Origin of the sequence: Bacillus sp. FSL W8-0640 (assembly GCF_038007725.1) — a bacterium.
In the GTDB taxonomy this organism is placed as follows: Bacteria; Bacillota; Bacilli; order Bacillales; family Bacillaceae_G; genus Bacillus_A; species Bacillus_A cereus.
In genome coordinates this window covers 4,539,186-4,562,090 of the sequence record NZ_JBBOXT010000001.1, presented here as the reverse complement: position 1 = coordinate 4,562,090, position 22,905 = coordinate 4,539,186, and the positions used below count along the sequence as shown (strand labels likewise).

Sequence of the window (22,905 nt, the reverse complement as noted above, 5' to 3'; positions counted from 1 at the left end):
AAGCAGTTCATACTATAACGGGGAGAGGGAGAGTCTGTGCAAATTGTAAAAAAGGAGAAGTTTGTTTTAAAAGGGTTTACGTTTGAAAATGGCAGAGAAATTCCTGTTCAAATGGGATACGAGACATATGGCACTTTAAATAGAGAAAGGTCAAATGTGATTTTGGTTTGTCATTATTTTAGTGCAACAAGTCATGCGGCAGGAAAATATACAGTGCATGATGAGGAGTCTGGTTGGTGGGATGGGCTAATTGGACCTGGAAAAGCAATTGATACAAATAAGTATTTTGTTATATGTACGGATAATCTTTGTAATGTGCAGGTGAGGAATCCATATGTAATTACAACAGGACCGAAATCAATTAATCCAGAAACTGGAGAAGAATATGCTATGGATTTTCCGATTTTTACATTTCTTGATGTAGCTTGTGTGCAATATGAGTTAATAAAAGGTATGGGAATTTCAAGGTTACACGCTGTAATCGGACCGTCGGCGGGGGGGATGATTGCACAACAATGGGCGGTTCACTATCCACATATGGTAGAGCGGATGATTGGCGTTATTACGAACCCACAAAATCCAATTATTACGTCAGTAAACGTAGCGCAAAATGCAATTGAAGCAATTCAACTGGATCCAAGTTGGAAAGAGGGGAAATATGGAGAACAGCAGCCGATAAAGGGGCTTCATTTAGCAAATAGAATGATGTTTATGAACGCGTTTGATGAGCATTTTTATGAAATGGCATTTCCTCGTAATAGTATAGAGATAGAACCTTATGAAAAGTTTGCTACACTAACATCATTTGAAAAAGAAATAAATAAAGCGACATATAGAAGTATGGAGTTAGTAGATGCAAATTCATGGATATATACTGCGAAGGCAGTTTTATTGCATGATATTGCACATGGGTTTTCTTCACTAGAAGAATCTCTTTCTAACATAGAAGCGAATGTACTTATGATTCCGTGTAAACAAGATTTGCTTCAGCCGTCTCGTTATAATTATAAAATGGTTGATATTTTGCAAAAACAAGGAAAATATGCGGAAGTATATGAGATAGAAAGTATAAATGGGCATATGGCAGGAGCATTGGATATTCATTTATTCGAAAAGAAAGTTTATGAATTTTTGAATCGGAAAGTATCTAGTTTTGTGTAGAAGGAAAATGATGGGGAAAAGGTGCAGTGTTTGAAGTAGGCACCTTTTTTCACATGATTTGTAGACGGAAAATATATGTAGCAATTGCTATACCGAAAAACGCTATGCTAAGCAATAGAAATAAGAATGACATTTCTTGTGGCGATTTTATCTTTTTATTATTTTTCATACTAAGTACAATAATTGCAGCGAGTAAGAACACAATGCCTATAATGAAAAGAAAAAGCGTCATTTTAATCGACTCCTTTCATAAAACAAGTATATTGAGGATACAATGTGCTAGTTATGTTTGTAAAGAATAAGTTTTACGAGAAAATTGAGAAATAGCTTTTCGATTCTTTGCGTTCTTTCTTTTGCATGCTAAAATTGGTAGAGAATGTTTGTGAAAAAGAAACTAAAGGTTTTATTGTATATAAGGAGGAACTACATATGACAGAAGTTAAAACAATTACTACAGAAGAGGTGCAAGAGCGTTTAGAAAATGGAGAAACGTTATTTTTAGTAGATGTAAGAGAAGATGAAGAAGTAGCGGCAGGAAAGATTCCAGAAGCTGTACATATTAAAATGGGCGATATCCCACATAAAGTAGATTTCTTTAATAAAGAGAATGAATATATCTTTATTTGTCGTTCAGGAATGCGCAGTGAAAATGTATGTCATTATTTAAATGAACAAGGGTTTAAAACAGTGAACATGGTTGGCGGTATGCTTCAATATGAAGGTGAAACGAAATAGTTAATTGAAAAAAACTTGAAACGAGTCTGTTTCAAGTTTTTTTCTTTTGCATACAGTATAAAAAAGGAGGAGGGGTAAATGGGGATTAATTTGCGTAAAGTAAAAATTATTAATAATACAGGAGCTGTTAATGTCGGTGACTGTTATGATCTCTCACCTTTAGCTGTAGCAAAAGTATATGCAGGTGCTGGAGGATCAAGTGCGGCTATTTTTTTAAATGGAAAAAGGCAGCCAGAAGCGGTCATTAGAACATCAGTATTTCTTCCGCCTTTGGCAACGAGTACACGTACGTTAGGTTCATAGAGGAAAGGTAGAGTGTAATTATGCCTGCTCATATAAAAGAGTTTGTTATTGTGAATAACACTGGAAATATATTTACCGGTGATAATTTGAGTGACACTTCATTTACTGCTTCGAAATCATATAGTGGTTCAATGGGGTGTACTTGGATTGATGTTGTTACAGTAATAGGGACGGAGACGAAGCTTTGTTTACAGCCGGGAGATTCGGTGACGACGACGTATACAAGGGGCACTCCTGCTGGTACTGTAACAGGAGCAAATATGGGGCAAAATGTAAATACATCGAGTATAGCGCAAGCTGTCCCTAATACAGATAATATGGATTCAATTGCAGGACTCCCTTAAGAAATTAAGGGAGTTTTTATTATTTAAAATAAAAATAGTCTTGGAAATTATTTTTGTAAATAGATTAAGAAGAGGCTTATTTATTATGAAAAAGATGGTTTGTAGGTGGTGAAAGTGTGAAGAATCGTGATAATAATCGGAAGCAAAATTCGTTAAGCTCTAATTTTAGAATTCCACCCGAACTTATTGGGCCTACTTTCCCCCCTGTTCCAACTGGGTTTACAGGTATAGGGATTACTGGTCCAACCGGTCCACAAGGCCCAACAGGACCTCAAGGACCAAGAGGATTACAAGGTCCGATGGGGGAGATGGGCCCGACAGGACCTCAAGGTGTGCAAGGGATACAAGGATCAGTTGGGCCAATAGGTGCAACTGGACCAGAAGGACAGCAGGGCCCACAAGGATTGAGAGGACCACAAGGAGAAACTGGAGCGACAGGACCTCAAGGGGTGCAAGGGTTACAAGGTCCGATTGGTCCAACGGGAGCGACTGGGGCACAAGGTATACAAGGGATACAGGGATTACAGGGGCCAATTGGAGCGACGGGACCTGAGGGACCTCAAGGAATACAAGGCGTCCAAGGGTTACCGGGTGTAACTGGTCCACAAGGAATACAAGGAGCACAAGGGATACAAGGAACACAAGGACCGAGTGGAAATACAGGTGCAACCGGAGCAACTGGTCAGGGGATAACAGGCCCGACTGGAATAACAGGTCCAACTGGGATAACTGGACCATCTGGAGGACCTCCTGGTCCGACGGGGCCGACTGGTGCGACAGGTCCGGGCGGTGGACCGAGTGGAAGTACAGGTGCGACTGGAGCAACTGGGAATACTGGAGCTACAGGAAGTACAGGGGTAACAGGAGCAACGGGAAGTACAGGTCCGACTGGAAGCACGGGAGCACAGGGCTTGCAAGGAATCCAAGGGATTCAAGGGCCAATTGGGCCAACAGGTCCAGAAGGTCCGCAGGGTATTCAAGGTATTCCTGGTCCGACGGGAGTAACTGGTGAACAAGGAATACAAGGAGTTCAAGGTATTCAAGGGGCAACGGGAGCAACAGGAGATCAAGGTCCACAAGGTATACAGGGGGCTATAGGGCCTCAAGGGGCAACAGGGGCAACAGGAGATCAAGGTCCACAAGGAATACAAGGAGTACCAGGGCCATCAGGAGCAACAGGGCCACAGGGAGTTCAAGGGATACAAGGTCCGATGGGTGATATAGGACCAACAGGTCCAGAAGGCCCAGAGGGACTTCAGGGGCCGCAAGGAATTCAAGGTGTGCCAGGTCCAGTTGGAGCGACGGGTCCAGAGGGTCCTCAGGGGATACAAGGTATTCAAGGACCGGTAGGAGCAACAGGTTCACAAGGTCCACAAGGAATACAGGGAATACAAGGTGTGCAAGGGATAACGGGAACAACTGGAGTACAAGGAGCAACTGGAATTCAAGGGATACAAGGGGAAATAGGAGCAACGGGTCCAGAGGGTCCCCAAGGAGTGCAAGGTGCTCAAGGGGAGATTGGTCCAACAGGTCCGATGGGTCCCCAAGGTGTGCAAGGAGTACAAGGAATTCAAGGAGCGACGGGCGCACAAGGAGTGCAAGGTCCACAGGGAATTCAAGGAATCCAAGGTCCGACGGGGGCAACAGGAGATACGGGAGCAACTGGGGCGACAGGGGAAGGAACTACCGGTCCAACAGGAGTAACCGGTCCAACAGGGGTAACAGGACCATCTGGAGGACCAGCAGGACCGACCGGCCCAACGGGGCCATCAGGTCCGGCGGGAGTAACAGGTCCATCTGGTGGACCACCTGGCCCGACAGGAGTAACCGGGGCGACAGGAGTAACAGGAGATACTGGGGCGACAGGCTCAACTGGAGTGACAGGAGCGACAGGAGAAACGGGAGCAACCGGAGTGACGGGTTTGCAAGGTCCGCAAGGAATCCAAGGTGTGCAGGGAGAGATAGGTCCGACGGGTCCCCAAGGTGTTCAAGGTCCCCAAGGAATTCAAGGAGTAACGGGGGCCACTGGAGATCAAGGTCCGCAAGGGATTCAAGGCCCACAAGGCGACATAGGTCCAACCGGCCCACAAGGAATTCAAGGCCCACAAGGTTCTCAAGGAATCCAAGGAGCGACAGGGGGAACAGGAGCACAAGGTCCACAGGGAATCCAAGGTCCGCAAGGTGACATAGGTCCGACTGGGCCACAAGGTCCAACTGGAATCCAAGGGATACAAGGAGAAATAGGTCCAACAGGTCCAGAAGGCCCAGAAGGACTTCAGGGCCCGCAAGGAATACAAGGTGTTCAAGGGCCAGTTGGAGCAACGGGTCCAGAGGGTCCTCAGGGGATACAAGGCATTCAAGGACCGGTAGGAGCAACAGGCCCACAAGGTCCACAAGGAATACAGGGAATCCAAGGTGTGCAAGGGATAACGGGAGCAACTGGAGCACAAGGAGCAACTGGAATTCAAGGGATACAAGGGGAAATAGGAGCAACCGGTCCAGAGGGCCCCCAAGGAGTGCAAGGTATACAAGGGGTGATTGGTCCAACCGGTCCGATGGGGACACAGGGAGTGCAAGGAATTCAAGGGATTCAAGGAGCAACAGGTGCACAAGGAGTGCAAGGCCCACAAGGAATTCAAGGGATACAAGGTCCGACGGGAGCAACAGGAGATACGGGGGCAACCGGAGCGACGGGAGAAGGAACTACCGGTCCAACAGGAGTAACCGGTCCAACAGGGGTGACTGGTCCGTCAGGAGGACCAGCAGGACCGACCGGCCCAACGGGGCCATCAGGTCCGACAGGAGTGACAGGTCCATCAGGTGGACCACCTGGCCCGACAGGAGCAACAGGTGCGACAGGAGTAACAGGAGATAACGGGGCGACAGGCTCAACTGGAGTGACAGGAGCGACAGGAGCAACGGGAGCAACCGGAGTGACGGGTTTACAGGGCCCGCAAGGAATCCAAGGTGTTCAAGGAGAGATAGGTCCAACCGGTCCACAGGGTATTCAAGGTCCTCAAGGAATCCAAGGAGTAACGGGGGCAACCGGAGCACAAGGTCCCCAAGGAATTCAAGGCCCACAAGGCGACATAGGTCCAACCGGCCCGCAAGGAATTCAAGGTCCACAAGGTCCTCAAGGAATCCAAGGAGCGACAGGAGCAACAGGAGCACAAGGCCCACAGGGAATCCAAGGTCCACAAGGTGACATAGGTCCGACCGGCCCACAAGGCCCGCAAGGAATTCAAGGCCCGCAAGGAATTCAAGGTCCAACGGGAGCTACAGGAGCAACCGGAGCGACAGGTCCCCAAGGAATTCAAGGCCCACAAGGAATTCAAGGCCCGCAAGGAATTCAAGGTCCAACGGGAGCTACAGGAGCAACCGGAGCGACAGGTCTCCAAGGAATTCAAGGCCCACAAGGAATTCAAGGCCCGCAAGGAATCCAAGGTCCAACGGGGGCTACAGGAGCAACCGGTTCACAAGGCCCAACTGGAGATACAGGTCCAACCGGAGCTGGAGCCACTGGAGCGACCGGGGCGACTGGAGTTAGTACAACTGCAACATATGCATTTGCGAATAATACATCAGGAACCGCTATTTCTGTTTTATTAGGTGGCACGAATGTACCATTACCGAACAATCAAAATATTGGTCCAGGAATTACTGTTAGTGGAGGAAATACTGTATTTACAGTTGCGAATGCAGGGAATTATTATATAGCTTATACAATTAATCTAACGGCAGGATTACTTGTAAGTTCTCGTATAACTGTAAATGGCAGTCCGCTTGCGGGAACGATAAATGCTCCGACAGTTGCTACTGGTTCATTTAGTGCAACAATAATTGCTAACTTGCCTGCTGGAGCTGCTGTTAGCTTACAGTTATTTGGAGTAGTTGCAATAGCTACATTATCTACAGCAACGCCAGGGGCTACCCTGACTATTATTAGATTAAGTTAATAAGCAGAGAACCTTGAAGCTTTTATGTTTCAAGGTTTTTTTATCTTTGTATTTGTAAGTAAACCTCGTTAACCAGGGGGAGTGAATCCCCTCTAATTATTTAAAGTTTCACTTTATTCACTTGAGCAAAAACATCGCAGTTCGAAAATATATTATAATAGAATGAAAAGAAAGAAATTTGGCAGAAAGGGAGGGTGGCGATGCAGGAGATGGTTAAAGATTTTTTTGGACGCCCACTTCAAGATTTACGTATATCTGTCATTGATCGTTGCAATTTTAGATGTACATATTGTATGCCAGCGGAAATATTTGGGCCAGAATATGCTTTTTTGAAAGACGAGTTTTTACTAACTTTTGATGAAATTGAGCGTTTGGCAAAATTATTTGTTAGCATCGGTGTACGGAAAATTAGACTTACTGGCGGTGAGCCACTGCTTCGTAAAGATTTAACAAAACTTATTGCACGTCTTGTGAAAATTGATGGGCTAATAGATATAGGGTTAACGACAAATGCTATTCATTTAACGAAACAAGCGAAGGCATTAAAAGAAGCTGGATTACATAGAGTGAATGTTAGTTTAGATGCGATAGATGATGACATATTTAAGAATATTAATGGTCGAAATATTAATACGAAACCGGTAATTAAGGGAATTATAGCAGCTAAAGAGGCGGGCTTGGAAGTAAAGGTAAATATGGTTGTGAAAAAAGGGATGAACGATCATCAAGTACTACCGATGGCTGCGTATTTTAAAGAGCAAGGAATCACGCTTCGGTTTATTGAGTTTATGGATGTTGGTAGTACAAATGGGTGGAATTTTGATCAAGTCGTTACAAAACGAGAATTGATTGAGATGATTCATAAGGTGTATCCGCTTGAGCCAGCTGAAGCGCATTACTTTGGTGAAGTTGCGAAGCGATATCGGTACGTTGGAACAAATGTTGAAGTTGGTTTTATTACATCTGTTTCTGAGTCATTTTGTGTCTCTTGTACGAGGGCGAGAATTTCGGCAGATGGAAAGTTTTATACGTGCTTATTTGCGACAGAGGGTTTGGATGTAAGAGAACTTCTTAGAGGAAATCTTTCGGATGAGGAGTTATTAAGTGTTATACAAGATGTATGGATGAATAGAAAAGATAGGTATTCGGATGAACGAACAGAAGAAAGTGCAAAAAATCGTCCAAAAATCGAAATGTCTTATATAGGAGGATAAGAAAGGGGGGTATCGCATGCAGGAGCGATATTCAAGACAAATATTATTTTCTGGTGTTGGAGAAGAAGGACAGAGAAAAATAAGAGAGAAGCATGTGCTTATTATTGGTGCTGGTGCTCTCGGTGCGGCAAATGCAGAAGCGATTGTTAGAGCGGGTGTTGGAAAAGTAACGATTGCTGATCGTGATTATGTAGAATGGAGTAATTTACAAAGACAACAACTATATACAGAAGAAGATGCAAAGCAGTATAAACCGAAGGCGGTAGCGGCAGCAGAACATTTAAGAGCGATTAATTCTGAAGTGGAAATAAATCCGGTTGTGACAGATGTAACGGTGCAAGAAATGGAAGAATTAGTGAATGATGTAGATTTAATATTAGATGCGACAGATAATTTTGAAACGCGTCTTCTCATTAATGATATTTCACAAAAGTATAATATTCCGTGGATATATGGTGGGTGCGTTGGAAGCTACGGAGTAACGTATACAATTTTACCAGGGAAAACACCGTGTTTTCGCTGTTTAATGGAGCATCCGGCGAGCGGAGCAACGTGTGACACAGCTGGTATTATACAACCGGCAGTACAATTAGTAGTTGCGCATCAAACTACGGAAGCGCTGAAAATATTAGTAGAAGACTACGGAGCGCTTCGTGAAACGATGTTATCATTTGATCTTTGGAATAATCAACAGATGGCATTTAAAGTGAATAGGCAGAAAAAAGATACTTGTTTATCTTGCGGAAGGTTACGTACATATCCGAGTTTAACATTTGAAGCACAAACGAAAACAGAAGTGTTATGTGGGCGAAATACAGTGCAAATTCGTCCAGGTGTGCGGAAGAATTTTAATTTGGAAGAAATTAAAAAGCGCTTACAAAGAAGCGTAGAGATAAAGGCGACACCTTATTTATTGTCGTTTCCGGTAGAAGAATATCGTTTTGTTTTATTTACAGATGGCAGAGCTTTCATTCATGGGACGAATGATATAAATGTAGCGAAAAGTTTATATGCAAGATATATAGGTTGAACCTAAAGGGAATCCTTTAGGTTCAACGGAGAAAGGATTATGAATTTCTCGTATAATCTCCACTTTTTCCGCCTGTTTTTTCAAGTAAGTAGGTTTCGCCGATAATCATACCTTTATCGACAGCTTTACACATATCATACACAGTAAGAGCGGTAGCCGAAGCAGCTGTTAAAGCTTCCATTTCAACACCGGTGCTACCTTCTGTTTTAACTTTTACTTCAATGAGTAAACGATATTGTTCTTCTGATTGTTTCCAATCGAAAGAAACGTCAACACCTTTTAATAGTAAAGGATGGCACATTGGGATAATATCAGAAGTTCGTTTCGCAGCCATAATGCCTGCGATTTGCGCAACTGCTAATACGTCACCTTTCCCAATTTCATTGTGAGAGATTTTATCGTAAATTTCTTTCGTAACGACAATGCTAGAGCACGCAATTGCTGTTCGAACGGTTGCTTTTTTGTCACTTATATCAACCATCTTCGCGCGTCCTTGGTCATTAAAGTGTGTAAATGAAGACATGGAATTCCTCCTTGAAGTAATTTCTATTGAATATATAAAGTTTAATCGAGATAAAAAAAATTGCAAATATGAGGTGAGAAACGATGGTAGAAAAACGAATTCCAATTCAAGTTGCTGAGGCAGTAGAACGGGTAATGAAATATGCAAAGCATGGTGAAGTAGAAGAAATTTCTATTACGGAAAGTTACGGGAGAATTCTCGGGGAAGATGTTGTCTCAGATCATGACGTTCCTCATTTTGATCGTTCCCCTTACGATGGTTTCGCCATTCGAGCAGAAGATACGAAAGAAGCAACTCAAGAGAATCCAGTTGAATTTGAAGTAATAGGAGAAATCGGGGCAGGTTCTGTTTTTACAGAAGAAGTAGGATCTTTTCAGGTGGTTCGTATTATGACAGGAGCAGCTATTCCACAAGATTGCAATGCAGTCGTAATGCTAGAGCTGACAGAAGGGTTTGAGAAGAACGGGAAAACATATATGAAGTTAAAACGCCCTTTTAATAACGGTGACAATGTGTCGTTTAAAGGAGAAGATATAAAACAAAATCAAGTTCTCGTTCAGAAAGGCGTTGCAATTAATCCAGGTGTTGCCGCCTTATTAGCAACGTTTGGATATAGCACTGTGAAAGTTGTAAAACAGCCTGTTGTCGGTATTGTAACGACAGGAAGTGAATTATTAGAAGTACATGAGCCGTTAGAACCGGGGAAAATTAGAAATAGTAACTCGTATATGATCGCAGCTCAAATTATGAAAGCTGGCGGGAAAGTTCGTTATTATGGTCAACTCGCGGATGAGTTAGATGCATGTTTTACAGCTGTTCAATCAGCGGTGGATGAGGTCGACATTTTAATTACAACAGGCGGTGTATCAGTAGGAGATTATGACTACTTACCAGCTATTTATGAAAGGTTACAGGCAAATGTACTCTTTAATAAGATAGCCATGAGGCCCGGAAGTGTAACGACAGTAGCTGAAGTTGATGGAAAGTTACTCTTTGGTTTATCAGGAAATCCGTCTGCTTGTTATGTAGGCTTTGAATTATTTGTGCATCCAATTATAAAAACGTATTTGTATGCGAAGGAACCTCACGTATATAGAGCGGATGCTATTTTACAAAAAGATTTTCCAAAGCCAAATCCATTTACTCGTTTCGTAAGAGCGAACGTAACAATTGTGGACGGGGCGTTACAAGCGATGCCAGTTGGTTTAGATAAATCGAGTGCGGTATCTTCACTTGCAGATGCGAATGCTTTTATCGTGTTACCTGGAGGAACGAGAGGATTTGAGACCGGAATGAAAGTATCCGTATTATTGTTAGAGCACTCTGAGGGATGTGATTGGCCATGGGCAAAGCCCCTTCAATCTTACAAATAGTAGGATATCAAAATAGCGGGAAAACAACACTTGTTGAGAAAGTGGTGCATGCATTAGCTGAACGAAAAATGAAAGTTGCTACAATTAAACATCACGGGCACGGAGGCTTTCCAGAAGTAGCGCAAAAAGATAGCGAAAGACACCGTAAAGCTGGTGCTGTCGTAAGTAGTGTAGAAGGTGCTGGATTGCTTTCACTTTCTTCACTAAGAAAGAAATGGTCCTTGCAAGAAATTATTCGCTTATATGAGTTTTTTGAAGTGGATACAATTTTAATAGAAGGCTATAAAAAAGAGAATTACTCGAAAGTAGTGTTACTTCGTTCTGCGGAAGACATTGAGCTTTTACATAAAGTAGAAAATATAGTGGCGGTTATTACGTGGTATGATGTTCCGGCAAATATACGAGAAGAATATAAAGTATTTCATATAACAGAAGAAGAGTTGTACATAGACTGGTTTTTACAAACGGTTAGGAGTGCGAAATGATAAATACATATTATGAAGTAATTGATACAGAAATCTCAATTGAAGAAGTAACGAAGAAAGTAATTCGACGTGAATGCGGTGCTGTTACAACATTTATTGGAACGGTTAGAGAGTTTACGAAAGGGCGTCGTACATTATACTTAGAGTATGTTGCTTATAAGACGATGGCAGAAAAGATGCTAGAGAAAATTGGCTTGGAAGTGAAAGAGAAATGGCCAGGTACATATGTTGCGATTACACATCGCATCGGTACGTTGCAAATTTCTGATATAGCGGTTGTTGTTGCTGTTTCAACACCACACCGTAAAGCGGCTTATGAAGCGAACGAATATATTATGGAACGCATAAAACAAATTGTTCCGATTTGGAAAAAGGAGTTTTGGGAAGATGGTGACTCATGGATTGGTGATCAATTAGAAAAAACACCATATCCGGCGGGAGAGCCTGGGAAGGAGCTATAAGTATGATTAGAGTATTGTTATTTGCGCACTTGCAAGAAGAAGCAGGGACAAGTGAATTACAAATAGAGAAAGAAAATATTACGGTTGCACAGTTAAAAGATGTTGTTGCGAACGAATATAATGTACCAGTTTCAGAGCCAATTATGGTTGCGATTAATGAAGAATACGCAAATGAAGATGACAGGGTCCAATCTGGTGATGTTGTTGCACTAATTCCACCAGTGAGCGGTGGTTAATATTGGATTTATTAAAACGACTTTCCTACATAGGGAAAGTCGTTTTTTTATGGCAGTTTTGAGAACACTAATCTATAGAACAAGGAGGGAACTATGAAAAAAATATGTGTCGTTATCACAATGCTATGTGTGGCCTTTTTCTCTTCTCCAAGCGATTCTTTCGCGAAAGAATCAAGAGAACAGCTTTTAGAGAGTGCATTATCAAATAGGTACTATTCAGTTATTAGACAAGTGACAGAAGATCAATATGAATGTGCTTCAGTTATAGATATAAAGCGTCTCGGCAAGAAAGATGAATTTGTTCCTAGATACGAATTGAAGCTACAATTTCTTACATTTCAAGGAGCGCATAATCCGCCGAACGATAAAGTTACGCTTACTTTGGAAGATCATTTAGATCACGTAAAGATAAAGAAAGTGGAGCGAGAAAAGAATGTTTCTGACGCTATTGCAGAAAAAGTTTGTGAACGGGAAAAAGAAAAAATAAAAGCTCACTCTAACGACTTAGAGTGATAATCTATGGCATTTAGTAAAGAAAGGTAATGAGTGATGGATATATTTTTAGCGATTTTACCAGCTATATTTTGGGGAAGTATTGTGCTATTTAACGTAAAACTGGGCGGGGGCCCGTATAGTCAAACGCTCGGAACAACATTTGGAGCACTTATTTTTTCAATTGTTGTTTATATTTTTATGAAGCCAGTATTAACACCTACCGTTATCGGAGTTGGAGTTGTGTCAGGTTTATTTTGGGCGCTTGGTCAGGCGAATCAATTGAAAAGTATTGATTTAATGGGTGTTTCGAGGACGATGCCAATTTCAACAGGACTTCAATTAGTCGCGACGACTTTATTTGGCGTTATCGTATTTCATGAATGGTCCACGACAATATCGGTCGTTCTTGGGGTTTTAGCGCTCGTTTGTATTATTATCGGTGTTATTTTAACATCGCTTCAAAGTGAAGAAGAAAAGAATGCAGAGCAAGCAGCAAACTTTAAAAGAGGTATCGTAATTTTATTAATTTCAACAGTCGGTTATTTAGTTTACGTAGTAGTAATTAGGTTATTTAACGTAGATGGCTGGTCGGCTTTGTTGCCACAAGCAGTTGGTATGGTGTTAGGTGGGATTTTGCTTACCTTTAAACATCATCCATTTAATAAATATGCAATTCGCAATATTATTCCAGGATTAATTTGGGCAGCTGGAAATATGTTTTTATTCATTTCACAGCCGCGTGTTGGAGTCGCAACAAGTTTCTCGCTATCGCAAATGGGAATTATTATTTCCACGCTTGGTGGGATCCTTATATTAGGTGAAAAGAAAACGAAACGTCAATTAACGGGTATCGTTGTCGGTATCGTTTTTATTATCGCAGCCGGAATTATGTTAGGTATAGCCAAAAGTTAAAGGAGGTATGGAAATGTATAGTGATTTAGCAGGGAAAGTTGTCGTTATTACAGGATCAGCAACTGGTCTCGGAAGAGCGATGGGAGTGAGGTTTGCTAAGGAAAAAGCGAAAGTGGTTATTAATTATCGCTCACGAGAATCAGAAGCGAATGATGTGTTAGAAGAAATTAAAAAGGTAGGCGGCGAAGCGATTGCTGTAAAAGGTGATGTAACCGTCGAATCAGATGTTGTGAATCTCATTCAATCTGCTGTGAAAGAGTTTGGTACGCTTGACGTTATGATTAATAATGCAGGGATAGAAAACGCGGTACCGTCGCATGAAATGCCGCTTGAAGATTGGAATAGGGTAATTAATACAAATTTAACAGGTGCTTTTTTAGGAAGTCGTGAAGCGATTAAATATTTTATAGAACATGATATTAAAGGGTCTGTCATTAATATGTCTAGTGTGCATGAGAAAATTCCGTGGCCACTATTTGTGCACTATGCAGCAAGTAAGGGTGGCATTAAACTGATGACAGAAACGCTAGCGTTAGAATATGCGCCAAAAGGTATTCGAGTAAATAATATTGGGCCAGGTGCAATTAATACGCCAATTAATGCCGAAAAGTTTGCTGATCCTAAAAAACGGGCTGACGTAGAAAGTATGATACCGATGGGCTATATTGGAAAACCTGAAGAAATCGCAGCAGTAGCAACTTGGCTTGCTTCATCAGAGGCGAGTTACGTAACTGGAATTACGTTATTTGCAGATGGTGGAATGACTTTATACCCATCGTTTCAAGCTGGGCGTGGGTAATATGAAAAGGACAAAGAGTTTTATCTCTTTGTCCTTTTTTACAAAAAAAATAGCGTTCGGCTATTTTAAAATTAATGATTAATTGTATCTTGAAGAAATTCTGTTGCTTGATGTTCAGTAACATTTTGTACGAGCGCGACTTCGCTGATCATCATTTTTCGTGCATTATCTAGCATTTGTTTTTCGCTCGCATTTAATGTTCTCTCTTTATTACGGCGAAGTAAATCCCGAACCACTTCTGCGCTATCTTGTAAATTGCCATTTTTCATTTTTTCCATATTCATTGTATATCTTTGTTTCCATGAGAGTGATGGGTCTGACTCCCCGTTTTGAAATTCAAGAAGTATATCATCTAACGTACCTCGATCAACGATATAACGAATACCTGATTTTTTTAATTGTTCCATCGGAAGCATTACTTGCATATCTTTACTAATGATGCGTATCACACAATATTGACGTGAAGTACCTAATATTTCTTTCTCTTCAATTGCTTCGATAATTCCTGCACCGTGCATTGGATAAACGATTTTATCACCAATTTGAAACAAATCATCCACCTCCATATGTGGTAACCACTTTTAATGATAGCATACGCATGTAAAAATGTCAAATTTTATATAATAACATAACATTTATATTAGAGTCAATAAGGTGAAGTGCTTTTTTTTTATGTTTTTTTTGAACTTATTTATCCCGCATTAACGGGCAATAAGACCCCCACCTCAAAATTCAGCGAAAGCAAAGAAGTTAGGTGGGGGGGCGGGCTGATAATCAGTGGAGGATGAATAAACCCCTCCGCTGATTAAAGTTTCACTTTATAGTGATTTTTTTAGAAAAATAGTACAGGTGAGAAAGAAGGCATATCCACTTATTTTTAAGCATAAAATGTAAAAGCGCTAATACAATATACCTAAATCCGTTCTTTGCAAAGGAGGGAGAGAAGGTGGGGCGCACAATAAAAATTGATATTACAAATAAAGTTGTAGCTAAATTTAGACCAAATTATTTGGAATTATATACGAGTAAATTTATGATAGGTAAGTTTTATGTCTATACTGAAGATAAAAAATATGTGTTAGAAGACGGATATATATATGAGAATGGAAAGTTTTATCGCATCATAGATACGCACCGTGGCAATAATCAAGCGGCGGAGGGCTGCGATCTAGGATGGTGTTAACATGATTCGTGTGAAAGTTTTTGATGAAAGTCACGAAAAAGACTTAGAAGACGCTGTGAATGTGTTTTTGAAAAAGATTGATGATAGCAACTTTGTAGATATTAAGTATCAAGTTGGTGTTTCCATTAACGACGATGAAAACCAAATTTATTGTTTTTCAGCAATGATCGTTTATAAAGCATAAAAAAGAGCTGGCTCACCCAGCTCTTTTTTATGTTTTATGTTGGGACAACATGTGTCGGTAATACGTTCATAATAGATTGGGGTGTGCCTAATTTCTTTGTCGTTAAAAGAGGCTCCCCTGTTTCATGATTTTGGGCATCTTTACACATACCAAGGTGATAACGATCACCTAAAAATGGATCAATATAAAAACCGTTTTTGAATACTTTATCATTCGGATGTTTTTCATGATGAATATCAGAGCAGTTAATGCAATAGAACATAGCTTTCATCCCCTTTTTATTTTTGTTTGAAAAAAGTGAGTCGGTAGTCATTTCGCTCCTGAGGAAATGTTGAGGAGAAGAGAAATAACTACCTACTCAAATGGTGGGCATATTCCTTCTGATTTGTCATATCTCGCGTATTGTCCCTTGAGGGAAGGAGGAGAGACGAAGTACGGATGATATAAGTAAGGCGCTTCTCTCAAGATAAATGATGGAGTTTCATGTTGAGAGAAGTTTTTATTTTGTATTGCCTTTGTGAGTATATTATGAGGAAATGCTAAGAGGGTGTTTGTCCTGTTGAAAAAATGTTGAGAATTTCTCAACAGTAAAAGAATTAGCGTTGACATGAAACTAAAAGGTGTTATATTATCGAAGTATAACCAAAAGGTGTTATGTTATAACGCCGAGTAAAGGAGAATGAAAATGGAACAACAAAATACATTAAATGATATTAAACAAACAATCGTTTTTAACGCGTCTATTCAAAAGGTATGGAGTGTAGTATCAACTGCAGAAGGGATTGCGTCATGGTTTATGCCAAATGATTTTGTATTAGAGGTAGGACATGAATTTCATGTGCAATCACCATTTGGGCCATCACCATGTAAAGTGTTAGAAATTGATGAGCCAAACCATTTATCTTTCTCATGGGATACAGATGGCTGGGTTGTTTCATTTAATTTGAAAGACTTAGGAGATAACAAAACAGAATTTACGTTAATTCACGGCGGCTGGAAACATCCTGATGAAATTCTTCCGAAAGCAAATGCGAAGAGCTCTATTATTCGCGATAGAATGAGCGGTGGTTGGGTAGCAATTGTAAATGAAAAACTGAAAAAGGTTGTCGAAGGCTAAGTGTCCTCGTCAGCAGCGAAATATGATGTATTTCAAGCAATTGCTGATCCAACCCGCCGAGAAGTAATACGGTTATTAAGTGACAAAGAGTTACCGATTTCCAAAATAACGGATCATTTTCCGATGAGTCGTACTGCGGTTGTAAAGCACCTTCATATTCTTTCGGAAGCGAATTTAGTAAGTGGAAGAAAAAGCGGAAGAGAGAAGATATATCGTTTGCATCCAGAACCATTAGAAGAATTACAACAGTGGCTCTCATATTATGAACGTTTTTGGGATAATAAATTATCCATGCTGAAACATATTGTGGAGAATGAAGAATAAAAAAAGGATGACCAAAATGGTCATCCTTTTTATTGTTGCTCACTTGTTTGTGTAGCTGGCTTTAATAAAAGCCAACCGATAATTAATGTACATACTGCTAATACGAAAGTGCTCATATAAATAACGTGTACACTTGCAGCTAATGCGGATTGTGATTCAGTGGCTACACTTGCTGTAGTCCCGCCGTGTCCACCAGATACAAGATCAAGGTTTTTAATGCCGCGTGCATGAATCATCGTATTAAAGATTGTTCCAAAGATTGCAGCACCTAACGTTTGACTGAATGTATTAATAAATGTGTTTAAACCAACGGCTGTTCCGCGTGTATGAGCTGGTACGGCTGCTTGAATTGTTACCATGTAAATCGGTGTCGCAAGCCCCATTCCTAAGCCGAATAATCCGACTGCTACATAAATAAGGAACGATGGTGAATTTGTTGATAGTGTAAATAATAAGAACGTAGCGACTGATAAAATGCTAGCTCCAAGTAAAATGATTTGTTTCGTTTTTAATTTGCCTACTAAGTTACCAGAGAAAATAGCGCCAAATGTCCACATAACAGGGATTGGCATTAAAATAAGTCCAGCTTCTGTAGCATTTTTCCCTAATACACCTTGGCTCCAAATTGGAAGGTACATTGTAATACTAATAATCATTGCGCCAGCAATAAGAGTTAATATATTTATCGTAGATAATGTACGGTTAGAGAAAAGTGCTAGCGGAATTAATGGTTCTGGAGATTTTTTCTCGATGAATAAGAAAATAATAAATGAAATAGCGGCAAAGATTAATAGGCCGATAATTGTCATGTCTCCCCAGTTTTGCTTACTGCTACCTGTTAATAATGCATATAGTAGAGCGATTGTACTTAATGAGAAGACTGTTGCACCAAGATAATCGATATGATGCTTAGCAGGTTTAATAGATTCTTTGTAGTAAATTGCAATCATTAAGCAAGCGATAATTCCGAATGGAACGTTTAGGAAGAAAATATAGCGCCAAGAAAGGGAATCAACTAAAAATCCACCTACTAACGGTCCGATAACACCGGATACACCCCAAACGGCACTCATCCAACCTTGTGCTTTCGCGCGGTCTTTCGCTTCGCTATATAAGTCTCCAATAATCGTCATTGTGATTGGCATAACAGCACCAGCACCGATACCTTGAAGCGCGCGGAAAAAGATTAATTGTTCCATCGATGTAACGACTCCGCAAAGTGCAGAACCGACTAAAAAGATTGTAGCTCCGATCAGTAAAACTTTTTTACGGCCAAATAAATCAGCGAGCTTTCCGTATATTGGAGTCGAAACAGCTGTTGCAAGCATATAAATTGCATATACCCAACTAACAAGTTCGACGCCTGACAAATCACTCGTTATACGAGGGATTGCTGTACTAACAATCGTTCCTTCTACCGCAGAAAGAAACGTCATTAACATTAAAGACATCATGACTTTTTTTCTCATTTGTTTTCCCCTTACCCTTTTTTAAATATTCAACAATATAAAATATAAAGGTACTAAGGTAAATAAAGCAACAAAAAAGCAATGGAAAGTTACATGGAGCAGATATTTGTCGCTTCTTGTCGGTAAGTCGATAAATTTGGAAAATCGCCGATATAAGTTGCAGAATCGCTGATAAATTTGGGGAATCGCCGATATAAGTTGCGGAATCGCTGATATATTTGTGGAATTGCTCATATAATTTCATGTACCTATAAAAAAAGAAACAGGAATCCCTGTTTCTTTTTTTAATACTGCATTTTCGCGTTTTCTCCAGCTGTCGTTCCGGCAATTCTACCAGTAACAAGGGCTGATGTAATATTATAGCCACCAGTATAACCGTGAATATCAAGAACTTCTCCGCAGAAATATAAGCCGTTCGTAAATTTAGAAGACATTTCTTTCGGGTTAATTTCTTTCACGGATACACCGCCGCCAGTAACGAATGCTTTTTCAATTGACTGCGTACCATTTACATTCACAGTAAACTCTTTAAAGTCTTTCACAAGTGCACGAATCTTTTCGTGAGAAACTTGTCCAGCTTGTTCGCTACCGTCAATTTCATTTTTTTCTAATAAGAATAGGAAGTAACGTTCAGGAACATAACCTTTTAAAACGTTTTTAATTCCTTTTTTCGGATCTTCTTTCATTTGTTTCAGCATGCGCTGAAATAGTTGCTCACTATTTTCCTCTGGCAATGCATCAATACTCATTTGTATTGTATTCGTTTTAAACTTTTTCAGTGCTTTCACGACGAATTGACTACAGCGAAGAGCAGCGGGTCCGGATAGGCCGAAATGAGTGAAGAGCATGTCCATTTTGTGAGAAATGATAGCTTTTCCTTTCGGGTTTAATACACTTAAGTTTATATCACGTAAAGCAAGGCCTTGTAATGAGCGGTCACGTATAAACGGCTCGTTTGAAAGGATAGGTACTTCTGTTGGGAATAATTCTGTGATTGTATGACCCGCTTTTTCAGCCCAAGCATATCCGTCTCCAGTAGATCCAGTTTGAGGAACTGATTTTCCGCCAACAGCGATAACGACGTGATTTGTTTCTAACACTTCACCTGTTTGCAGTATAACTGCTTTCGTTTGACCATTTTCATATTCAATCGTTTCAACAGGCGTATTTGTACGAATTTTTACACCTAAGTCTTTTAATCGTGTTAAAAGTGCGTCTACAACAGATTGTGCTTTGTTTGACACAGGGAACATGCGACCATGGTCTTCTTCTTTCAATTTAACACCAAGATTTTCGAAGAATGTAATAATATCTTCATTATTAAAAATAGAAAAAGCACTGTATAAGAAGCGACCGTTTCCTGGTATATGTTTAACAATTTCATCAAGTGGTAGACGGTTCGTTACGTTACAGCGTCCGCCACCAGAAATTGCAAGTTTACGCCCAAGTTTATTTCCTTTATCAAGAAGTAAGACATTTGCGCCTTCTTCTGCAGCACCAATTGCAGCCATTAGCCCAGAAGGACCGCCGCCGATGACAATAACATCATAATGCATAATATATCGACCTCATTTTCTACATTTCCTGCCTAAAAGAATAGCATGTTTTCCCTTAAAAGAAAAATAGAGTGAAGTACTGCTTAATGAGAGAATTGTGGTACAATACAAAAGTTAGAGTTCAGCACTATCCTGCCATTTGTAGGCGATAAGACTAAAACCTCAAGATTTAGGAGAAGTAAATAGGGAGTCTGTTAGCCTGTAAATGCTCGAATGGTTCAACTAATAAGGAGTAGGAGAGAAGTCTCCAACTAATTATAGTTTCACTTTATGTAGATGTAGGAGGATTTTTGTATGTCCGATTCGAAATTTCTGCGCGGAACGCTTATTGTTACGCTAGGGACATTTTTAGTAAAGTTCTTAGGCATGATTTACGTCTTTCCGTTTCATGCATTAGTAGGAACAGAAGGCGGAACGCTCTATACATATGGATACATTCCATATACGATCTTTTTAAGTATCGCAACGGCAGGTGTGCCACTTGCTGTTTCAAAATTTGTTTCCAAATATAATGCGCTTGGCGATTATAAAACGAGCCGGAGAATGTTCCGCTCGGGAATGGTTATGATGATAGTAACAGGAGTTCTTTCGTTCCTAGTACTGTACATGACGGCGCCATTGTTTGCAGAAGCGATGCTTGGTAAACAAAGTATACACAATAATGTAGGAGAAGTTACGACGATTATTCGTCTTGTAAGTTTCGCACTTATTGTTGTACCAGCAGCGAGTTTAATTCGTGGTTATTTCCAAGGTCACCAGTCTATGGGACCAACTACCGTTTCACAAATTATTGAACAAATTATTCGTATCGTCTTTTTATTAGCAGGTAGTTTTATCGTTATTAAAGTACTTGGCGGTACAGTTGCAACAGCAGTTGGAGTAGCGACATTTGCTGCGTTCGTTTCAGCGGTTGGAGCACTCGGTGTGTTAATTTGGTACTGGTTAAAACGTAAAAAATATTTGGATCAATATCTAATTGAACAAACTGTACCAGAATCAACAGTAAGCACCGTTCAATTGTTTAAAGAGTTATTTGCATATGCGATTCCTTACGTTGTAATTGGGTTAACAATTCCTTTATATCAACAAATTGATACATTGACATTTAACTCAATTATGCAGGCGATTGGTCAAGGTGATATCGCAGAGCGAGCTCTCGGTATTTTCACAATGTGGACGCATAAGTTAATTATGATTCCTGTATCACTTGCAACAGCGTTTAGTTTAACGCTTGTACCAGCAATTACAAAATCATTTACTGAAAAACAATACCGCTATTTGAAATTGCAAATTACACAAACATTCCAGGCGAATATGTTTTTAACATTGCCAGCAGTTGTCGGTATTTCTTCACTGGCATATCCAATTTATACTGCGTTTTACGATTCAGATCCACTAGGTGGACAAGTATTAATGTGGTATGCACCAGTTGCGTTGTTATTCGCTTTATTTACAGTAACAGCGGCAATCCTGCAAGGTATTAACCAGCAGAAGCATGCGATTATTGCGCTTATAATGGGCGTTATTTTGAAATTTGTATGTAACGTAATCTTTATTCGTTATTTCGGTACAGTAGGAGCAATTCTAGCAACAGCAGTTGGTTTCTTAGCTTCTGTTTGGTACACAAATCAACAAATTAAAAAATACGCACACTATTCATTCGGTGTTGTATATAAAAGAACATTCCAAATTGCAGTACTAACACTTATAATGGTCGTTGCTGTAAAACTATCACAATGGCTTCTATCCTTCATGATTTCGCCTGATGGCCGTATTGGTGCTCTTATAACAGTTGCAATTTGTGCAGGTATTGGCGGTCTTGTTTACGGATTGTTAGCAATTCGCACAGGAGTACTTGAAAGAGTATTTGGCGGAGAAGCATTAGATAAAATTCAACGTAAACTTGGTAGTAGATTTAAAATAAAGTTGAAATCAAGAGGGGCGTAATTACGTCCCCTTTTCTATGATAAATAAAGAAGGTGAAAAACGTGAGATTAGATAAATTATTAGCAAATATGGGATATGGAAGTAGAAAAGAAGTAAAGAAATTATTGAAAGACGGCGTTGTGAAAATTGATGGAACGCCAGTAAAAGATGCGAAAGTTCATGTAAATGTAGAAGAGCAAGAAGTTATGATTCACGGTGAAGTTGTGGAATACAAAGAATTTGTTTACTTAATGATGCATAAACCACAAGGTGTTATTTCAGCGACGGAAGATGATAATCATGAAACAGTAATAGATTTATTAGAATTAGAAGATGCAATCTTTGATCCGTTCCCAGTTGGACGACTTGATATCGATACGGAAGGTTTCTTATTGATAACAAATGATGGGAAGTTATCACATCAATTATTATCTCCGAAAAAGCATGTGCCGAAAAAATATTATGCACACGTTGCAGGAGTAGTAACAGAAGAGGATGTAAAAGAGTTTGCTAAAGGTGTTATTTTAGATGATGGCTATGAAACAAAGCCAGGTGCACTTACAATATTGAAAAGCGATGATATTTCTGAAATTGAGCTTGTGATTACGGAAGGGAAATTCCATCAAGTAAAGCGTATGTTTGAAGCGGTAGGAAAAAAAGTAGTCTACCTAAAGAGAACAGAGATGGGTCCGTTAGTATTAGATGAAGAACTAGAACTTGGACAATACCGAGAGCTAACAGATGAAGAAGTAGAAATGTTAAAAACATATCAAGTAGATACTGACAAGTAGTACCTTTATAGGCGCAGAAAAGACCCCTTTCTAATAATTAGAAAGGGGTATGTATTTATTTACATACAATTATTTTTCGTTATGAGGTCATTCTCACTTTCTTTCCTGTTGTTGTCCACTTACCGCGGCAAGGGCTATACACGAGTTCATTAAACTGCAACACATTTAGATCACGTTGTATCGTTCGCGGTGTGATCCCGAACTCATCTACAAGGTCTTTCGTCGTTACCGTTCCGTTTTCATTGATGTACATATAAATTGATTTAATGCGTGTTAGCATACGAGTAGTTGTAGGTTTCAAGAGAAAACCACTCCTCTACTAGTTTTT

The 22,905-nt window shown here is 40.1% G+C and carries 27 protein-coding genes; 20 read left to right on the top strand and 7 right to left on the bottom strand.

The window, feature by feature from the left end; translation table 11 throughout:
• The first annotated feature begins 36 nt into the window (after positions 1–36).
• Positions 37–1,161, top strand: coding sequence for an alpha/beta fold hydrolase (locus N2V80_RS23605; RefSeq protein ID WP_001167634.1), 1,125 nt, complete (start codon positions 37–39; stop codon positions 1,159–1,161).
• Between the two features lie 49 nt (positions 1,162–1,210).
• Here the strand turns inward: N2V80_RS23605 and N2V80_RS23600 are convergent, their stop codons facing one another.
• The gene (locus tag N2V80_RS23600; protein ID WP_000171881.1) at positions 1,211–1,393 is read right to left on the bottom strand and encodes a hypothetical protein; all 183 of its coding nucleotides are present in this window, start codon (positions 1,391–1,393) and stop codon (positions 1,211–1,213) included.
• A 197-nt stretch (positions 1,394–1,590) separates the two neighbouring features.
• On the opposite strand from N2V80_RS23600, the gene N2V80_RS23595 reads away from it, so the two are divergent.
• From N2V80_RS23595 to N2V80_RS23570, 6 genes are all read left to right on the top strand, one after another.
• Entirely contained in the window at positions 1,591–1,896 is a 306-nt protein-coding gene (locus N2V80_RS23595) for a rhodanese-like domain-containing protein (RefSeq protein ID WP_000141207.1), read from the top strand.
• 78 nt (positions 1,897–1,974) lie between these two features.
• Positions 1,975–2,199, top strand: coding sequence for a spore germination protein (locus N2V80_RS23590; RefSeq protein ID WP_000512465.1), 225 nt, complete (start codon positions 1,975–1,977; stop codon positions 2,197–2,199).
• A 20-nt stretch (positions 2,200–2,219) separates the two neighbouring features.
• The gene (locus tag N2V80_RS23585; RefSeq protein ID WP_001110848.1) at positions 2,220–2,543 is read left to right on the top strand and encodes a hypothetical protein; all 324 of its coding nucleotides are present in this window, start codon (positions 2,220–2,222) and stop codon (positions 2,541–2,543) included.
• Positions 2,544–2,659: 116 nt separating this feature from the next.
• Positions 2,660–6,499 carry a BclA-related collagen-like exosporium protein gene (locus N2V80_RS23580; RefSeq protein WP_061654606.1) on the top strand — a complete coding sequence of 1,280 codons (3,840 nt, stop codon included), beginning with the start codon at positions 2,660–2,662 and terminating at the stop codon, positions 6,497–6,499.
• Between the two features lie 200 nt (positions 6,500–6,699).
• Positions 6,700–7,713, top strand: coding sequence for a GTP 3',8-cyclase MoaA (gene moaA, locus N2V80_RS23575; RefSeq protein ID WP_001157117.1), 1,014 nt, complete (start codon positions 6,700–6,702; stop codon positions 7,711–7,713).
• A gap of 16 nt (positions 7,714–7,729) precedes the next feature.
• Complete coding sequence (locus tag N2V80_RS23570; protein WP_001158103.1) at positions 7,730–8,743, top strand: molybdopterin-synthase adenylyltransferase MoeB; 1,014 nt, start codon at positions 7,730–7,732, stop codon at positions 8,741–8,743.
• A gap of 37 nt (positions 8,744–8,780) precedes the next feature.
• Here the strand turns inward: N2V80_RS23570 and moaC are convergent, their stop codons facing one another.
• Positions 8,781–9,266 carry a cyclic pyranopterin monophosphate synthase MoaC gene (gene moaC, locus N2V80_RS23565; protein WP_000094146.1) on the bottom strand — a complete coding sequence of 162 codons (486 nt, stop codon included), beginning with the start codon at positions 9,264–9,266 and terminating at the stop codon, positions 8,781–8,783.
• Positions 9,267–9,349: 83 nt separating this feature from the next.
• On the opposite strand from moaC, the gene moeA reads away from it, so the two are divergent.
• From moeA to N2V80_RS23530, 7 genes are all read left to right on the top strand, one after another.
• Positions 9,350–10,639, top strand: coding sequence for a molybdopterin molybdotransferase MoeA (gene moeA, locus N2V80_RS23560; RefSeq protein ID WP_000229698.1), 1,290 nt, complete (start codon positions 9,350–9,352; stop codon positions 10,637–10,639).
• Positions 10,609–11,124, top strand: coding sequence for a molybdopterin-guanine dinucleotide biosynthesis protein B (gene mobB, locus N2V80_RS23555; protein ID WP_000513645.1), 516 nt, complete (start codon positions 10,609–10,611; stop codon positions 11,122–11,124). Before moeA ends, mobB begins: the two co-directional genes overlap by 31 nt.
• Positions 11,121–11,585 (top strand): molybdopterin synthase catalytic subunit MoaE, encoded by a 465-nt coding sequence (moaE, locus tag N2V80_RS23550; RefSeq protein WP_000611226.1) that lies wholly within the window; start codon positions 11,121–11,123, stop codon positions 11,583–11,585. The genes mobB and moaE overlap by 4 nt, the downstream gene beginning before the upstream one ends.
• Before the next feature lie 2 nt (positions 11,586–11,587).
• Entirely contained in the window at positions 11,588–11,821 is a 234-nt protein-coding gene (gene moaD, locus N2V80_RS23545; RefSeq protein WP_000621778.1) for a molybdopterin converting factor subunit 1, read from the top strand.
• 93 nt (positions 11,822–11,914) lie between these two features.
• Entirely contained in the window at positions 11,915–12,334 is a 420-nt protein-coding gene (locus N2V80_RS23540; RefSeq protein WP_000717677.1) for a DUF3888 domain-containing protein, read from the top strand.
• Between the two features lie 36 nt (positions 12,335–12,370).
• Positions 12,371–13,228, top strand: a complete 858-nt coding sequence (gene glcU / locus N2V80_RS23535; protein WP_000350867.1) for a glucose uptake protein GlcU — start codon at positions 12,371–12,373, stop codon at positions 13,226–13,228.
• A 13-nt stretch (positions 13,229–13,241) separates the two neighbouring features.
• The gene (locus N2V80_RS23530) at positions 13,242–14,027 is read left to right on the top strand and encodes a glucose 1-dehydrogenase (protein ID WP_061654605.1); all 786 of its coding nucleotides are present in this window, start codon (positions 13,242–13,244) and stop codon (positions 14,025–14,027) included.
• Positions 14,028–14,098: 71 nt separating this feature from the next.
• Here N2V80_RS23530 and N2V80_RS23525 read toward each other — a convergent pair whose 3' ends face one another.
• Complete coding sequence (locus tag N2V80_RS23525; RefSeq protein WP_000451446.1) at positions 14,099–14,593, bottom strand: CarD family transcriptional regulator; 495 nt, start codon at positions 14,591–14,593, stop codon at positions 14,099–14,101.
• A 380-nt stretch (positions 14,594–14,973) separates the two neighbouring features.
• On the opposite strand from N2V80_RS23525, the gene N2V80_RS23520 reads away from it, so the two are divergent.
• Complete coding sequence (locus N2V80_RS23520) at positions 14,974–15,210, top strand: DUF2553 family protein (RefSeq protein WP_000533804.1); 237 nt, start codon at positions 14,974–14,976, stop codon at positions 15,208–15,210.
• Position 15,211: 1 nt separating this feature from the next.
• Positions 15,212–15,394: a sporulation protein Cse60 gene (locus N2V80_RS23515; protein WP_000621751.1), complete on the top strand. Its 183-nt coding sequence runs from the start codon at positions 15,212–15,214 to the stop codon at positions 15,392–15,394.
• Between the two features lie 34 nt (positions 15,395–15,428).
• Here N2V80_RS23515 and N2V80_RS23510 read toward each other — a convergent pair whose 3' ends face one another.
• Complete coding sequence (locus N2V80_RS23510) at positions 15,429–15,656, bottom strand: DUF3973 domain-containing protein (protein WP_000498988.1); 228 nt, start codon at positions 15,654–15,656, stop codon at positions 15,429–15,431.
• 423 nt (positions 15,657–16,079) lie between these two features.
• Between N2V80_RS23510 and N2V80_RS23505 the strand changes: the two genes are divergently transcribed.
• Together N2V80_RS23505 and N2V80_RS23500 are read left to right on the top strand one after the other, a co-directional pair.
• A complete protein-coding gene (locus tag N2V80_RS23505; protein WP_000437769.1) occupies positions 16,080–16,511 on the top strand; it encodes an SRPBCC family protein in 432 nt (143 codons plus the stop codon).
• Positions 16,512–16,835 carry an ArsR/SmtB family transcription factor gene (locus tag N2V80_RS23500; protein WP_000098837.1) on the top strand — a complete coding sequence of 108 codons (324 nt, stop codon included), beginning with the start codon at positions 16,512–16,514 and terminating at the stop codon, positions 16,833–16,835. It abuts the gene before it with no gap.
• Between the two features lie 29 nt (positions 16,836–16,864).
• Here N2V80_RS23500 and N2V80_RS23495 read toward each other — a convergent pair whose 3' ends face one another.
• Together N2V80_RS23495 and N2V80_RS23490 are read right to left on the bottom strand one after the other, a co-directional pair.
• Entirely contained in the window at positions 16,865–18,304 is a 1,440-nt protein-coding gene (locus N2V80_RS23495; protein ID WP_061654604.1) for an MDR family MFS transporter, read from the bottom strand.
• A 284-nt stretch (positions 18,305–18,588) separates the two neighbouring features.
• Positions 18,589–19,860: a BaiN/RdsA family NAD(P)/FAD-dependent oxidoreductase gene (locus N2V80_RS23490; RefSeq protein WP_000558859.1), complete on the bottom strand. Its 1,272-nt coding sequence runs from the start codon at positions 19,858–19,860 to the stop codon at positions 18,589–18,591.
• A 294-nt stretch (positions 19,861–20,154) separates the two neighbouring features.
• Between N2V80_RS23490 and N2V80_RS23485 the strand changes: the two genes are divergently transcribed.
• Both N2V80_RS23485 and N2V80_RS23480 read left to right on the top strand, forming a co-directional pair.
• A complete protein-coding gene (locus N2V80_RS23485; protein ID WP_001284029.1) occupies positions 20,155–21,807 on the top strand; it encodes a putative polysaccharide biosynthesis protein in 1,653 nt (550 codons plus the stop codon).
• A gap of 41 nt (positions 21,808–21,848) precedes the next feature.
• On the top strand, positions 21,849–22,577 hold the full coding sequence (locus tag N2V80_RS23480; RefSeq protein ID WP_001234946.1) for a pseudouridine synthase: 729 nt from the start codon (positions 21,849–21,851) through the stop codon (positions 22,575–22,577).
• Between the two features lie 79 nt (positions 22,578–22,656).
• Here N2V80_RS23480 and N2V80_RS23475 read toward each other — a convergent pair whose 3' ends face one another.
• Positions 22,657–22,878 carry a DeoR family transcriptional regulator gene (locus N2V80_RS23475; protein WP_000805512.1) on the bottom strand — a complete coding sequence of 74 codons (222 nt, stop codon included), beginning with the start codon at positions 22,876–22,878 and terminating at the stop codon, positions 22,657–22,659.
• Positions 22,879–22,905: the final 27 nt, after the last annotated feature.